The sequence below is a fragment of the Streptomyces lavendofoliae genome (assembly GCF_014649735.1).
GTDB classification, from domain to species: domain Bacteria; phylum Actinomycetota; class Actinomycetes; order Streptomycetales; family Streptomycetaceae; genus Streptomyces; species Streptomyces lavendofoliae.
Window position 1 is genome coordinate 92,258 of sequence record NZ_BMTP01000006.1, and the last position, 14,195, is coordinate 106,452.

14 protein-coding genes are annotated in these 14,195 nt (G+C 74.9%); 9 read left to right on the forward strand and 5 right to left on the reverse strand.

Going from position 1 to position 14,195, the window contains the following annotated elements; genetic code table 11:
* The first annotated feature begins 39 nt into the window (after positions 1-39).
* Positions 40-1,452, forward strand: a complete 1,413-nt coding sequence (gene aspA / locus IE109_RS13285) for an aspartate ammonia-lyase (protein WP_189551037.1) — start codon at positions 40-42, stop codon at positions 1,450-1,452.
* Positions 1,453-1,562: 110 nt separating this feature from the next.
* The gene (locus tag IE109_RS13290; RefSeq protein ID WP_229890973.1) at positions 1,563-3,176 is read left to right on the forward strand and encodes an adenosine deaminase family protein; all 1,614 of its coding nucleotides are present in this window, start codon (positions 1,563-1,565) and stop codon (positions 3,174-3,176) included.
* A gap of 67 nt (positions 3,177-3,243) precedes the next feature.
* On the opposite strand, the gene IE109_RS13295 is transcribed toward IE109_RS13290, so the two are convergent.
* Positions 3,244-3,693, reverse strand: a complete 450-nt coding sequence (locus IE109_RS13295; RefSeq protein ID WP_189551038.1) for a hypothetical protein — start codon at positions 3,691-3,693, stop codon at positions 3,244-3,246.
* A gap of 412 nt (positions 3,694-4,105) precedes the next feature.
* Between IE109_RS13295 and IE109_RS13300 the strand changes: the two genes are divergently transcribed.
* The 3 genes from IE109_RS13300 to IE109_RS13310 all read left to right on the forward strand — a co-directional run bounded on the left by IE109_RS13300 (position 4,106) and on the right by IE109_RS13310 (position 5,823).
* Positions 4,106-4,306, forward strand: a complete 201-nt coding sequence (locus IE109_RS13300; protein ID WP_189551039.1) for a hypothetical protein — start codon at positions 4,106-4,108, stop codon at positions 4,304-4,306.
* A 5-nt stretch (positions 4,307-4,311) separates the two neighbouring features.
* Complete coding sequence (locus IE109_RS13305) at positions 4,312-4,587, forward strand: hypothetical protein (protein WP_189551040.1); 276 nt, start codon at positions 4,312-4,314, stop codon at positions 4,585-4,587.
* A 348-nt stretch (positions 4,588-4,935) separates the two neighbouring features.
* Positions 4,936-5,823, forward strand: a complete 888-nt coding sequence (locus IE109_RS13310) for an SDR family oxidoreductase (RefSeq protein ID WP_189551041.1) — start codon at positions 4,936-4,938, stop codon at positions 5,821-5,823.
* A gap of 37 nt (positions 5,824-5,860) precedes the next feature.
* On the opposite strand, the gene IE109_RS13315 is transcribed toward IE109_RS13310, so the two are convergent.
* Positions 5,861-6,193, reverse strand: coding sequence for an STAS domain-containing protein (locus IE109_RS13315; RefSeq protein ID WP_189551042.1), 333 nt, complete (start codon positions 6,191-6,193; stop codon positions 5,861-5,863).
* 582 nt (positions 6,194-6,775) lie between these two features.
* Here IE109_RS13315 and IE109_RS13320 point away from each other — a divergent pair.
* Entirely contained in the window at positions 6,776-7,108 is a 333-nt protein-coding gene (locus tag IE109_RS13320; RefSeq protein ID WP_189551043.1) for a hypothetical protein, read from the forward strand.
* A 31-nt stretch (positions 7,109-7,139) separates the two neighbouring features.
* Here the strand turns inward: IE109_RS13320 and IE109_RS13325 are convergent, their stop codons facing one another.
* Both IE109_RS13325 and IE109_RS13330 read right to left on the reverse strand, forming a co-directional pair.
* Complete coding sequence (locus IE109_RS13325) at positions 7,140-7,802, reverse strand: lysophospholipid acyltransferase family protein (protein ID WP_189551044.1); 663 nt, start codon at positions 7,800-7,802, stop codon at positions 7,140-7,142.
* Positions 7,803-7,875: 73 nt separating this feature from the next.
* Positions 7,876-8,862 (reverse strand): TauD/TfdA family dioxygenase, encoded by a 987-nt coding sequence (locus tag IE109_RS13330; protein ID WP_189551045.1) that lies wholly within the window; start codon positions 8,860-8,862, stop codon positions 7,876-7,878.
* 361 nt (positions 8,863-9,223) lie between these two features.
* On the opposite strand from IE109_RS13330, the gene IE109_RS13335 reads away from it, so the two are divergent.
* On the forward strand, positions 9,224-10,147 hold the full coding sequence (locus IE109_RS13335) for a ScbA/BarX family gamma-butyrolactone biosynthesis protein (RefSeq protein ID WP_189551046.1): 924 nt from the start codon (positions 9,224-9,226) through the stop codon (positions 10,145-10,147).
* Positions 10,148-10,515: 368 nt separating this feature from the next.
* Positions 10,516-11,202 (forward strand): ScbR family autoregulator-binding transcription factor, encoded by a 687-nt coding sequence (locus IE109_RS13340; protein ID WP_189551047.1) that lies wholly within the window; start codon positions 10,516-10,518, stop codon positions 11,200-11,202.
* Here the strand turns inward: IE109_RS13340 and IE109_RS13345 are convergent.
* Positions 11,187-12,767, reverse strand: a complete 1,581-nt coding sequence (locus tag IE109_RS13345; protein WP_268251472.1) for an FAD-dependent monooxygenase — start codon at positions 12,765-12,767, stop codon at positions 11,187-11,189. The genes IE109_RS13340 and IE109_RS13345 overlap by 16 nt on opposite strands.
* A 246-nt stretch (positions 12,768-13,013) precedes the next feature.
* On the opposite strand from IE109_RS13345, the gene IE109_RS13350 reads away from it, so the two are divergent.
* Positions 13,014-13,838: an ATP-grasp domain-containing protein gene (locus IE109_RS13350; protein WP_189551048.1), complete on the forward strand. Its 825-nt coding sequence runs from the start codon at positions 13,014-13,016 to the stop codon at positions 13,836-13,838.
* Positions 13,839-14,195: the final 357 nt, after the last annotated feature.

Sequence of the window (14,195 nt, forward strand, 5' to 3'; positions counted from 1 at the left end):
CCGCCGCCCACAGGAAGCCGTACCGCCACCATGGTCACCATGCCCGCCCCCGCCGACACGTTCCGCGTCGAGCACGACCTGCTGGGCGACCGTGACGTCCCCGCCGACGCGTACTACGGGATCCACACCCTGCGGGCCGTCGAGAACTTCCCCATCACCGGCACCCCCATCAGCGCCTACCCCGAGCTCGTCACCGCCCTCGCCTGCGTCAAGCAGGCCGCCGCCCTCGCCAACCGCGACCTCGGCCTCCTGGAACCGCTGAAGGCCGACGCGATCGTCGCCGCCTGCGAGGAGATCCGGGCGGGGAAGCTGCACGAGGCGTTCGTCGTCGACGTCATCCAGGGCGGCGCCGGCACCTCGACCAACATGAACGCCAACGAGGTCGTCGCCAACCGGGCCCTGGAGCTCCTCGGGCACGACCGGGGCGACTACGGGCGGCTGCACCCGCTGGAGGACGTCAACGCCGGCCAGAGCACCAACGACGTCTACCCGACGGCCGTCAAGATCGCCCTCGACCTCACCGCCCGGCGGCTCCTGGACGCCATGGAGGTGCTGCGGGACGCGTTCGCCGCCAAGGCGCGGGAGTTCGCCGACGTCCTCAAGATGGGCCGCACCCAGCTCCAGGACGCGGTGCCGATGACGCTGGGCCAGGAGTTCGCCACATACGCGATCATGCTGGAGGAGGACCGCAAGCGGCTCGCCGAGGCGTGCGCGCTGATCCGCGAGATCAACCTCGGCGGTACCGCCATCGGCACCGGCCTCAACGCCCACCCCGAGTACGCGGCGCTCGCCTCCCGCCACCTGCGCGAGATCACCGGGCTTCCGCTGACCGTCGCCGACGACCTCGTCGAGGCCACCCAGGACGCCGGCGCGTTCGTCCAGCTGTCGGGGGTGCTGAAGCGGATCGCCGTCAAGCTGTCCAAGACGTGCAACGACCTGCGGCTGCTGTCCTGCGGGCCGCGCGCCGGGTTCGCGGAGATCAACCTGCCGCCCGTCCAGGCCGGTTCGAGCATCATGCCCGGCAAGGTCAACCCGGTGGTCCCCGAGGTCGTCAACCAGATCGCGTTCGAGGTCATCGGCAACGACATGGCGGTGACCATGGCCGCCGAGGCGGGCCAGCTCCAGCTGAACGCCTTCGAACCGCTCATCGCGCACAGCCTCCTCAAGAGCCTGACGCACCTGCGCGCCGGCTGCCTGACCCTCGCCGGGCGCTGCGTCAACGGCATCACGGCCAACCGCGAGCACCTCGCCCACCTCGTCGCCCACTCCATCGGCCTGGTGACCGCGCTCAACCCGCACATCGGGTACGAGCAGGCCACCGCCGTCGCCCAGGAGGCGCTGGCCTCCGGCCGCAGCGTCCAGGAACTCGTCCTGGAGCGGGGGCTGCTGACGGAGGACCGGTTGCGCGAGATCCTCCACCCCGACAACATCGCCCGTCCGCACGCCCGCTGACCCGCGCGACCGACGGCCGGCACGGCCGGGCGTCCGGCCGATCGGGTGACGGCGGCGCCCCGCACGCGCCGGTGCCGGACGTGCCACGGCGCGACGGTGATCATGCCGTCATGACGCTCCCCCGCTTCCGGATGCCGCGCCCGCACGGGCTCCTGGCCCTGGCCTGCCTGTGCTCCCTGGTGTCGGCGCCCCTGTGGGCCGACCGGGCCGCCTCCGCCCGGCCCGCCGGTCAGGCGGGGACCTCGTTCCGCGCGCCCACGCCGGGTGAGCGGACCGCGGACGCGCGGCTGGACGCCGTCCGCCACGATCCGCGGTCGCTGCGCCGGTTCTTCGAGCGGCTGCCGAAGGGCGGGGACCTGCACCACCACCTGGCGGGCGCGGTGGCGACCGAGTACCTGATCGAACTGGCCGCCGGGGACGGCTCGTGCGTCGAGACCCCGGCCATGACCGCCGTGCCGCCGCCGTGCGGTCCGGGCACCCGCCCCGCCTCGGACGCCCGCCGTGACCGGGCCTTCCACGACGCGATCGTGCGGGCCTGGTCGATGCAGGACTTCCCTCCCGGCGGCAACGGCCACGACCACTTCTTCGCCACCTTCGGCAAGTTCCAGGCAGTGGCCGAACGGCACCGCGGCAAGGTGCTGGCCCACGTCGCCGACCGGGCGGCCGCACAGAACCAGTTCTACCTGGAGACGATGGTGACGCCGGCGGCCGAGGCCGCGGACCGGGTCGCGGCCGGGATCGGGCCGGGCAGCGATCCCGCCCGGCTGCACGACAGGCTCGTCTCCGGCGGCCGGCTGGACCGGCTGGTGGACCGCGCCCGGAAGGAGGCGGACGCCGCCGAGCGCGAGTTCCGTGCCGCCGCGCGCTGCGGCACCCCGGCGGCCCGGCCCGCCTGTGGTCTGGCCGTGCGCTTCATCTCGCAGGTCTACCGGCTGGGTTCCCCCGAGCGGGTGTTCACACAGATGGCGTTGGGCATGCGCCTGGCCGAGCGTGATCCCCGGTTCGTGGCGGTCAACCTCGTCCAGCCCGAGGACGCGCGGGCGGCGACGGCCGGCTACCGCCTGCACATGCGGATGCTCGCCCACCTGCGGGGGGTGTATCCGCGCGCTCGTCTCACCCTGCACGCGGGTGAGCTGTGGCCGGGACTGGTCGATCCCCGGGACCTGACGTTCCACATCGGCGAGGCGGTCGGCGTGGCCCGTGCCGAACGGATCGGCCACGGGGTGTCCCTCCTTCACGAGGACGACTGGCGGGGGACCGTCCGCACCATGGCGGCCCGGGAGGTCGCCGTCGAGGTGCCATTCACCAGCAACGCCCAGATCCTCGGCGTACAGGGGCACGACCACCCCTTCGACACCTATCGCCGCCACGGCGTTCCGGTGGTTCTGGCCACGGACGATCCGGGCGTCTCGCGCATCGACATCAGCCACGAGTACCAGTACGCCGCCGAGACCTACGGGCTGTCCTACCGCGAGCTGAAGGACCTGGCCCGCGCGAGCCTGGAGTACGCCTTCCTCCCCGGCGCCGGCCTGTGGCGGGGCAACCCCACCCGTGACGGGTACCGCCCGGCCGCCCCGTGCTCGGGCACACGGCTCGGCACGGGTACGCCCGCTCCCGCATGCCGCGCGCTGCTCCGCTCCAGCGCCAAGGCCGCGGTGCAGTGGCGTCAGGAGGCGGCGTTCCACGCCTTCGAACGCATCCCGGTCGCCCTCCGCAGGCCGTGATCCCCGTCGGCCCCCGGCTCCGGCCCCGGCCGTCGGGTGGCCGTCGGCCGGGACCGGGGGCGGTGTCTCACCGGTCGTCGTGGAGGGCGACGTCGAACCGGTCGCCGTAGGGGTCGCTCCGGCCCTCGGGGGTCAGGAGCAGGATCAGGGGCGACGGTTCGCCGGCGAAGCGGACCTCCACGGAAGCCGTCTTCTCGCCCTGGCCGAAGTCCGCCGTGGCGGGACGCTGCGCGGCGGCGCCCCAGCGCGCCACCCAGCGTTCGGCGTCGCTCTCCGTGCCGCCGTCCTGTCCGGCCCGGTCCGCCAGTCCGTCGGCGTCGCGGGCCTTGAGACGGGCCAGGACGTGCTCGGTGACGGCGAGGGTGCCGGGAGTGGGGCGGCCGGTGACGGTCAGGTCGAGTCCGGCCGTGCCGTCCCTGACGCGCTCGGGGGTCTTGTCGGTGGCCAGGGCGTCACAGCCGCCGAGGAGCAGCACGAGCGCTCCGGCCAGCGACGCGGCGGTGTGCGTACGCCTCACCGAACCTCTTTCGTCAGGAACCGGCACGGCGGCTCGGGCCAGACCGGCGGCGGGCGCACCGGCCATGTCGGGCGGGCCCGCGGCGTATGACGCGCCGGGCCGCTTCGACGGCGGTCCGGGCCGCCGCCCGGGTCCGGGCGGTGAGGGCGGCTCGACCGGGTCGGCAGCGTACCGACGGGCCTGACGGACGTGAGCACCGGTGGCGGTGGGGACGGCCGCGCGTTCCCGTGGCCGGGAGTGCGTCCCGCCCCGTCCGGCCCGGTGGTCGTCGGCGGGCGGCGCGGTACCGGATCTCGGGCAGCCCTCGTCCCACGGCCGGCTCACTCCCCCGTGTCCGACTGCCGCGCATGCCGACACACGGGGTCGAATAACCCTTCGATCCGTGGAGCCCGGCGCCTTACGATCATCGTTCGTGACCACCGACATACGCCGCCTCCTCGGGACCGGCCCCACCACGTCCGCGCCGGGTGCCGGCCCGGGCGAGACGACCCGGCGCCGCGTCGTCGCCGCTCAGGCGGATCTCGACACCGGCCCGCTGCGCCACCTGCACCTGCCGGACCTGGACGAGCTGCGGGACCGGGGCGTGCTCGACGCGCACTCCCTGACAGACTGACGCGGGTGACGACGACGCGCCGCCGCCCGCTGGGCCCCGGTCCCCGCCCCGACTCCGACTCCGACTCCGACTCGGGGACCGACTCCGCACCCGGCCCCGACCCCGGCTCCCTGCCGGACGGCGGGCCCGACGCCGGCCCTGCGCGGCGCGGCCGTACCGCCGCCGAACTGGCGGTCGACCCGGGCTCCGCACCCGGCCGGCCGGTCGCCCGGCAGCGGCCGGTGGCCCGCCGGCACCTGGGCCCCGGTCCGCAGCCGGGTACCGGCGGCACCCACGGCTGACCGCCGCCGCACGGCCGGACGTGCCGGGGCCCGCCCTCCGCGGCCCGCCCTCCGGCGGCCGCCCGTGGCAGCCGAGCCCTGGCACGGCCATGGTCTGCTCGGCCATGCGCTTCGTCCCCGAGGGCGTGGGGGTGGACGGGCCCGGGACCGCGGCCGAACAGGGGCGGTTCAGTCCGCCGGGTCCCCGCCGCCGTGCGAGCGCTGCCGGGGACCGGCGTACCGCCCTCCCACCCGCCGTGCCGCGCGGCCGACGGGGTGGCCGGGTGCGGTGTCGACGGGCCGTTCCTCGCCTCCCGCCCTAGCGTGGCAGGCAGGAGTGTCCGCGGGCAGGGCTGAGGGAGTCGGCACATGGCAAGGGAAGCGGGGCCGCTCCACGGCCGCACGGCTGTCGTCACGGGAGCGGCCCGGGGCCTCGGCGAAGGGCTGGCCGTGCGGCTGGCCGAGCGCGGCGCCAAGGTGGCCCTGCTCGGGCGGGAGGGAGCGGCCCTGGCCCGGGTCGCGGAACGGCTGGGGACGGAGTCCGCCTGCTGGGAGGTCGACGTCACCGACGACGCCCGTATGGCGGAGGTCGCCGGCGAGGTGCGGGAACGGTTGGGGCCGCCGTCGGTGGTCGTGGCGAACGCCGGTGTGGCGGAGGGCGGGCCGTTCGCCGAGTCGGACCCGGCCTCGTGGCGCCGCGTCATCGAGGTGAACCTGGTGGGCAGTGCCATCACCGCCCGGTCCCACCTGGCGGCGCTGTTCGAGACCAGCGGCTACTTCCTCCAGGTCGCCTCGCTCGCGTCGATCGGCGCCGCGCCGATGATGAGCGCGTACTGCGCCTCCAAGGCCGGTGTCGAGTCGTTCGCCCACTCGCTGCGCGCCGAGGTCGCCCACCGCGGCGTGGGGGTGGGCATCGCCTACATCAACTGGACGGACACCGACATGGTCCGCGACGTCGACGCCCACGCCGTCCTGCGGGAGCTGCGCGGCCATATGCCGCCGCCCGCCCGCCGGGTCCATTCCGTCGCCCATGTGGCCGGACGGCTGGTCCGTGCGGTGGAACGGCGTCGCCCCACCGTGTACGTACCGTCCTGGATGCGGGCGACTCAGCTCGTGCGGGCCGCCATGCCGCCCGTGGTCACGGCGCTGTCCCGCAGGGAACTGCCCCGGCTCGCCGCGGCCCACCCCTTCGAGCCCACCGGCCTCCTCGGGCCGGGCGGTCTCGCCGACGCACCGGCGCCGCGCCCGTCCGCCTGACGTGCCGGGCCGGACGGCGAACGGTCCGCCGTCCCGGTCACTCGGTCTCGGCCGTGGACCGCAGGTCGGGGGCGATGCGCAGCGCGGTGTCCAGACCACTGAGCGCCAGGATGCGCTGGAGCCTCGGGGACAGTGGGCCGGCGACGACGAGACGCTGCGTGCGGTGTCCTTTGACGAGGACGTTGAGCAACGTGGAGTCGGCGAAGGCCACTTGGCTGAGGTCGACGACCGTACGCGCCACCGTGGTGTCCGCGGCCGCCGTGGCGAGCGCCGCGTCGAGCAGGACGGAGGTGGCGACGTCGAACTCGCCGGCGCACAGGATGATCCTGGTGCCGTCCTCGTCCGGCAGTGCCTGGACATGCGCTCTCACCTGCCGCCTCCCTCTTCGTCGCCGGCGCCGGCCGGCCGGGGTGCGGCGCGGCGTCCACCGGTACATGGCTTCCGCGAGTAGCCGTCTCGCATGCGCATCCTCACCCTTTGCGGCCGGAGCGTGCCGAGCGGCACGTGTTGGACGACTGTCGGAACGCGGCCGGCGCACCGCCCGGTCCCTCATGGACGGGCCGCGCGCGTGCTTCCGCTGCGAGGAGATCGGCTCGGCCATCGACGAGAACCGCCGTGCCGCGAGGAACCATGCGCCCGTCCCTGGCGGCAGGCCCAGAAACCCCGTACGGAACGGGAGCGAGCCGCTGATGCAGGTGCAACGCCCTCATCACCAACCTCTCCGCACGGGCATGCCGTGACGCGCCACTGACGGGCTCACGCCACTAATCGGATGGAATGCCCGGTGACCGCCGGTGCGTCCGCCGCGCGCCCGCGCACCCGGTGCGCTCCTGGCGCCGCGCGGGCGGCGATCGCCGGCCGGCGGGTGGTCCTGCCGGGTGTTCCCGCTCACAGCCGGGTGGGTGGGGGTGACGGCGAGCGGTCGGGAGCCGTCGGACGAGGTACGGGCGACGTGGACGACAGGACCGACCGGACCGACCTGAATCAGATGAACGGGACGAGCGGGACGGGCGGGATGAGCGACGAGGCGATCGCCCGCGCGGTGCGCGGTGTCGTCGCGCGGGAGGTCGCGCGCGAGGCTCTGGCCGCACGGGTCACGGCGCTGCGGACGGCCACCTCCGCCGAGGAGTCGGCCGAGCGCGACCGGTGCGGCGCCGCCATGGCGGAGGCCGACACCCGGATCCTGCTGGAGTCGATCGAGGTGCTCGGCCGGCTCGGCATGACGGTCGCCGCCATGGCCTGCTCGTACGTCGCCCGGGAGGAGGGCCTCCTTCCCGCTCCGTGACGCATGCGGAGAGCGCGGGGCGCATGGGCCGTCACGCGGCCAGGGCGGCGGGTTCGCCGAGGCGGGCCGCCGCCGTGCGCCAGGCTTCCGTCACCGCGCCGTACGCCTGAGCCGTGCGCACCGCGTGGTCGCCGCGCAGCGTGAGCGGCGCCCCGACGTGGACGTGCAGCTCGGGCCGGCGGACCGGTGCCGTGACCAGGCCGGCGAGCTGCTTGGCCGCGCTCCCCGAGACGACCCGGCGGGCCCCGGCCTGACCGACCGGTACGACGGGCGCGCCCGTGCGCTCGGCGAGCCGGGCCAGCCCGCTGCGGAAGGTGACCGGCGCGGCCTCGGCGGCGTCCTCGCGGAGCGGGATGCCGCCCTCGGCGTAGATGAGGACCGGGCGCCCCTCGTCGAGGGCGGCGGCGGCGAGGTCCAGGGCCCGGGCGGCACGCCGGTCGTGGCGGTGGACGGGGATGTGGCCCTCGCGGGTGAGCGCACGGCCGAGGAACGGTATGCGCCACAGGCCGGCGGCGGCCATGACGACCGGCCGGACGCCGAGCCGGCGGAGCGCGGCGAGCACGATGGCCGGGTCGGCGAGCGATGTGTGGTTGGCGGCCAGGATGCTGCCCGGAGCGATACGGGCCGCCGGGTCGGCGGTGACCGTGAGGCGCCCGATGGTGGGCACCAGGGCCTGGCTGAGGCGGCTGAGCATGCGGTTCTCCCCGTTCCGGCGATGTGACTCTCATCGTCGGCGGCCGGGGACCCGTTTTCCTGAGCACGCGTACTCACTTCCCCGGCACCCGGTACCCAGCGGGGCGCCCTGTGCCGGGCCGGGTGGGCCGGTCCACCCACACGCGCACGAGGCAGCGTCGCCGCAGCGGATCGTCGGAGGCGTCGGTGAAGGCGGTGCGGCCGTGGAGGACGGCGGTGTTGTCCAGCAGCAGGAAGTCACCGGGGCGCAGGCGGATGCGCAGCACCGTGCCGGGGTCGGCCAGGACCTCGTCGAAGGCGTCCAGGGCCGTGCGGTCGGCGACGGACAGCGGCTCGCCCGCCTCCCGGTGGGCGCGTTCGATCCAGTACCTGTTGTAGCGGGTCAGCACCTCGCCCGCACGGCGCTCGAAGACGGGGTGCACCCGGTCGAAGCCGTCATCGCGCCCGAAGCGGAAGTCGCGGTACAGGCGCCCCAGTACGGCGGGGTGGCGGGCGAGCAGCCGGTCGTGCACCGTGGCGCCGCCGGCAAGCAGGGACGCGCCGCCGTGTGCGGCCTGCCGGACGCACAGCAGCCCCAGGAGGTGGGGCGGCCCCGGCGGGCCGGCGCGGTCGGTGTGGAGGGCGAGGTGCCGGTCGTCCACCCCGCCCCGTACCGCGTCGGCCGCCGGGTGCCCGGAGGGGAGCCGGGACGTGACGAGGACGTGGCCCTGCTCGGGTGCGTCCGGCGGCCTGGGCGTGCCGAGCCGCGCGGCGAACCGGTGCGCCAGGTCGAGGCACCGCGCGTCGCTCAGGCCGGTCAGGGGTCCGCCGCGTACCACCGCGAAACCGGGGCCCCGCGCCAACTGTTCGGCGAGGCGGGCGAACAACCCGGCCGGAAGGTCCGGCGGCTCCCCCGGGTCCGGCGGGGGCGGTTGCCCGGCCGGCCGGAGCCCGCCTGCCCGGTCGGCGCGTGCACCGTCCGTCCACGCGGCCGGGAGGGTCAGGAGCCAGTCGTCCTCCCGCAAGGTGTCCCGGGTCCAGTCCCTGGGGCCGCCGGGGGCAGCGACTCGCTCTGTCGACATGGCCGCCTCCGTGGGCGTGGGGGAACAGGCAGGGGTCGCGAGGTCAGGTCTGCGGATCGTTCCCACGGTGTTCATGGAGGAAACCGGCGTCCACGGAGGAAACCGGCACGGGGCCGGGCGGCGGGGAGTTGACGGTGGGGGGCGGCTTCTGGGCCTCTGCCGGGTATGCCGCATACTCACAGCACACACCCCATGTGAAGGACCGGGTGGAAACTAAACCGGCTGGTATGTATCTTCGGGCGACAGCTACGGGCGCGCCGTCCGTCAAGTACCTTGCGTTTGAGGGGAGTACATGGCTACGAGTGCGTATCGGACGGAGGACCCCCTGAGCACCGCGCCCCTCGGGGGCCGTGAAGATCCGATGCGCTGCCCGCCCGCCTTCCGCTTCCCCTCCCTGACCACCACGGTGCCCAAGGAGTTCGTGCACCGGGCCGCCGTGGCCGAGGTGATGCTCACCGACTGGCGGCGCAGGAGCGACACCCGCTTCGACGTCACGGCCCAGTGGCCGCGTGGGCACAGCTTCTTCAGCCCGATACGCGGGCATCATGACCCGCTCCTCGCCGCGGAAACGATCCGCCAGGTCGGCTCGCTCCTCGCTCACGCGGAGTTCGGCGTCCCCTTCGGCCACCACTTCCTGATGTGGGACCTGGAGTACGCCGTCGACCAGGAACACCTCCTGGTCGGCGACGCCCCCGCCGCGCTCGACATCGACGTCGACTGCACCGAGGTCAAGCGGCGGGGCTCCGCACTGGCGGGGCTGCGCTACACGGCGGTGGTCCGGCGCGACGGCCACGTCGCCGTAACCGGGGGCGCCTCCTTCACCTGCACCTCCCCGGACGTCTACCGGCGGCTCCGGGCGGGGCGCGGGCCGGACGACGGGCGATCCCCGGTCCCGCTGACCGCCCCCGCCTCCCCGCAGAGCGTCGGACGTACGTCCCCCATGGACGTGGTGCTCTCCCCCGTCGGCGAGGAGAACCGCTGGCGACTGCGCGTCGACAGCCGCCACCACGTGCTGTTCGACCACCCTGTCGACCACGTCCCGGGCATGGTCCTGCTGGAGGCGGCGCGCCAGGCGGCGGCGTCCGTCCTGGGGGACGGCGAGATGCTCCCCATCGCGATCACCAGCCATTTCACGCGGTTCGCGGAGCTGGACGCGCCCTGCTCGATCGGGGCCACCCGCCTTTCCGCGCCCGGGGCCGGCCGGGGAGCGGTGCGGGTGACCGGCAGCCAGGAAGGCCGGCCCGTCTTCTCCTCGACCGTGACGGCCTCGTCCCACCGGCTCTGAGCGAGCGGCTCGACCGGCACGGGGCGTCCCCGCCCGCACCCCCGGTGCCACCAAGGCATCCGCCGCCCGGGAGGTCTTCCGGGGCGGCTCTCGAACGGCCCCTTCGGCACCGTCCCGCCACTGTGGCCACCTGCTCCACACGCCGCTCGCCGGGCCGGTCCGCCGGTCACCGGGGCCGGGCCGGATCCCTGGTGTGGGCACGGCGGAGGCGGGAAGGACCGTGGCTGGGGCCGGACGCATTCCAGCCATTCCGGCCGCGGGAGGAAAGTGGTACCACGTTCACCTACCGAGCGGAGCGGTAAGATACAGACCCAGCGGTTTGTTATTGGGTGGACATCACGTCCCGAGAGCCCGTGGAGGAGGCGAGAGTGGCGAAGCAGGACCGAGCCATCCGTACGCGCCGGACGATTCTGGCCGCGGCGGCCAAGGTGTTCGAGCAGCGGGGGTATCAGGCGGCCACGATCTCCGAGATCCTCACCACGGCCGGAGTCACCAAGGGCGCCCTGTACTTCCACTTCGAGTCCAAGGACGACCTGGCGCAGGGTGTGCTCGCCGAGCAGGACCAGCGGTTGGTGGTGCCCCGCCGCCCGTGCCGTACACAGGAGCTGGTGGACGTGGTGATGCTGCACGCCCACCGCCTCAGGACCGACCCCATGGTGCGCGCCGGGGTCCGGCTGTCGCTGGACCAGCAGGCGCACGACCTCGACCGCTCCGGGCCGTTCCTGCGGTGGGTGCAGGTTCTGGACCAACTGCTGGACGACGCCCGGGCCCAGGGCGAGCTGCTCCCCCACGTGGTCCCGGCCGAGACAGCCGAGGTGCTGGTGGGCAGCTTCGCCGGCGTGCAGGCGATGTCCCAGGCCATCAGCGACTACCAGGACCTGCCCGACCGGGTGTGCGTGCTGCTCCGGCACGTGCTGCCGACGGTGGTGCTGTCCTCGGTCCTCGCCTCCATCGACCTGTCGCGGACGAGGGGAGCCGTCGTGCTGGCCGAGCTGGACGCCGACGCCGGCGCGGACTCCCGCCCGGCACTGCTGGAGCGTCAGCCCGTCGGCTGACCGGGTCCGGCCGCCGCCAGGGCCTCCGGGGGGTCCGGGACCCCGCGCCCGCCGAAGCAGCGGGCCAGCACGGCGTCCAGCGCGCCGCCGTCCGGCGCCCAGCCGACGTACCCGTCGGGCCTGACGAGCAGCGCCTCGCACGGCAGGTCCGGCACCGGCGCGCAGCGGACCACCCGCAGGCGGTGCGCCCAGGGCCGCGCCGCGCCGAGGTGTCGTTCGCCGTCCTCGCCCAGGAGCAGCAGGAGCGGCCTGCCCTCGCGCAGCAGCCGGATCACGTCCGTCGGCCCCTCGGCCGTGTCCAGGGCGACGTTCCGCAGGAAGGTCCCCTCCCACGAGGACGACGGCGAGCGCGTGGGCAGCACGGTGTCCTGGGCGCTGATCATCAGGCCGAAGGCGTCCCCGCCCCGGCCCCCGTCCGCTCCCCCGGCCCCGCTGCCGTCCTCGCCGGACGTGAGCATGCCGGCGATCAGGTCCCGCAACGGGTCCAGGGCGGGATCGGGGCGCATCAGCGCCACCTGCGCCCGGGTGTTGTCGACGACGCGCCGGGCCGCCGGGCGGCGCTCCGCGTCGTACGTGTCGAGCAGTTCGTCCCCCGCGTCCCCCGCCGCCGCGAGGGCGAGCTTCCAGCCCAGGCCCACCGCGTCCAGCAGCCCGGTGCTGAGCCCCTGGCCGCCCACGGGGAAGTGGACGTGCGCCGCGTCACCGGCGAGGAAGACCGGGCCGGCCCGGAAGGTCCGGGCCAGCCGGCTGAAGTCGCTGAACCTGCTGAGCCACCGGCCCTCGGTCAGGGTGATGTCGTGCCCGGCCAGGTACGAGACCTCCTGGCTCAACTCGGCGAGCGTGACGGGTCGTTCCCGGTCGCCCGGGGGCCGGTCGCAGTTGAGCGTGCGCAGGTGCGTGCTGCCGTCGGCGGCCTCCTTGACGACGAGCCAGCCGCGCGGGGTGCGGTGCCAGCCCGGCGGAAGCAGACGGGCGTGCTCGTCCCGCAGACGGACCTGCCCCATGAGCGCGGTCGCGGTCGCCGGCCACGTGTCGGACTCGATGCCGGCAAGACGGCGGACGGTGCTGCGGGCGCCGTCGGCCCCGACCGCGTACCGCGCGTGGAGGGTGACGGTGCCGCGCGGCCCCTGGGCCTCCACCCGCACGCCCTCCGGCGTCCGGTCGAGGCCCACCACGCGGTGACCGCGCAGGACACGGGCGCCGGCGGCCCGTGCCCGGCCCTCGAAATGGCGTTCCCATTCCGCCTGGGGCACCTTCAGAACGGGTTGCGGTTCGGTCGGTGGTGCCGTGATGGCCAGGCCCGGTATGCCCGCGAAGTGGAAGGGCATGGTGTTCGCGTCGCCGCCCGCTTGCGCGAGGTGGTCCGGCAGGTGGCCGCGGCGGGCCAGGCACTGGACGGTCCGGGCGTGCAGCGTCGTCGCCTTCGGCCGTTCGGACGTCGTGGTGCGGCCTTCCACCAGGACGACTTCGGTACCCAGGGCGGCCAGCTCGGCGGCGAGCAGCATGCCGACCGGTCCGCCCCCGACCACCAGTACCCGCGCCCGTGCCTCTCCCGGACGAGTCACCGCGAAACCGCCTCCCTGCCACCACGAAAGCCTGCTGACGGGATGGTACGTACGCCGCCTCGGCGCCCGTCGCGGCAGGGAGGCGGTAGCGGGTGGTGGGCGGGTGAACAGCTCCGGTCGCGGGGCGCTCCCGGCCGGGTGCGCCCCGGGCCCCCCGCCGCCCGCCGGGCCGGCCCAGGGGCACCTCGGGGCCGCGTCCGAGCGGCTGGCACCATGGGTCCCCCCCACCGACGGAGGAGACACCCCATGCCCGCCCGCCCCGCCCTGCTGTACGTGACCGATCTGGCCTACCCGGCCCGGGGGCGGCGCTACTGCGACGAGGACGTCTTCCTGTCCTCCCGCCTCCGCGCGGACTTCGACATCGCCCTGTGCCACCCGCTCGACGCCGCCGCCCTCATGGACCGCTTCGACGCCGTCGTGGTCCGCAACAGCGGGCCCGTACTCCACTACCAGGCGGAGTACGACGCCTTCCGCGAGCGCGCGACGGCGCACGGCACCCGCGTCTACAACCCACTGACCGGCCGGGGGGACATGGCCGGCAAGCAGTATCTGCTGGAGCTGACCCGGGCCGGACACCCGGTCATCCCCACCGTCGACCGGCTCCAGGACCTGGATCTCCTGCCCGACACCGGCCAGTACGTGGTCAAGCCGAAGGCCGGGGCGGACTCCATCGGCCTCCGCTTCGTACCAGCGGACGCGCTCGGCCCGATCGCCGAGGGCGATGTACTGGTCCAGCCCCGTGTCGACTTCCGCTACGAGGTGTCGTTCTACTACGTCGACGACACCTTCCAGTACGCCCTGTACGCCCCCGACCCCGCGCGGCGCTGGGAGCTGGAGCCGTACGCGCCGACGGAGGCCGACCTGGCCTTCGCCCGCCGCTTCATCGACTGGAACACCCTCGGCCACGGGATCCAGCGGGTGGACGCCTGCCGCACCCGGGAAGGCGGCCTGCTCCTGGTGGAACTGGAGGACCTCAACCCCTACTTGTCCCTCGACCTGGTCGACGACCGGACCCGGGACGCCTTCGTCAGCGGCATGACGGCCTCCCTCCACCGGTTCCTGGACGGGTGACCCGGCGCTTCGGACCTCCGGCGCGGCGGGGTCCCGGTGGCGCGAGCCCTCGGTGCCGTCACCCGTCACGGTGGTTGCCGCGCGGGTCCCGGGCGCGACGCCGCGGTCGGGGGGCACCGTGGAGGGATGCGCCTCCGCCGAATCGCCCCGCCCGTCGTCACCGCCCTGCTGCTCCTGTCCGGGTGCACCAGCGTCGGGGGTGGGCCGACCACCCCGCGTCCGAGCCTCGCGCCCGCGGGTGGCCGTCTGTCCTCCCCCGTGCGTGAGTTGCCGGCGCCGCGCCCGGCGCCGGTCCGCGAGGAACTCGCCCACACCGGCCCGGTGCCCGCGCCACCGCCTGGGAGGGCGGCCGGGAAC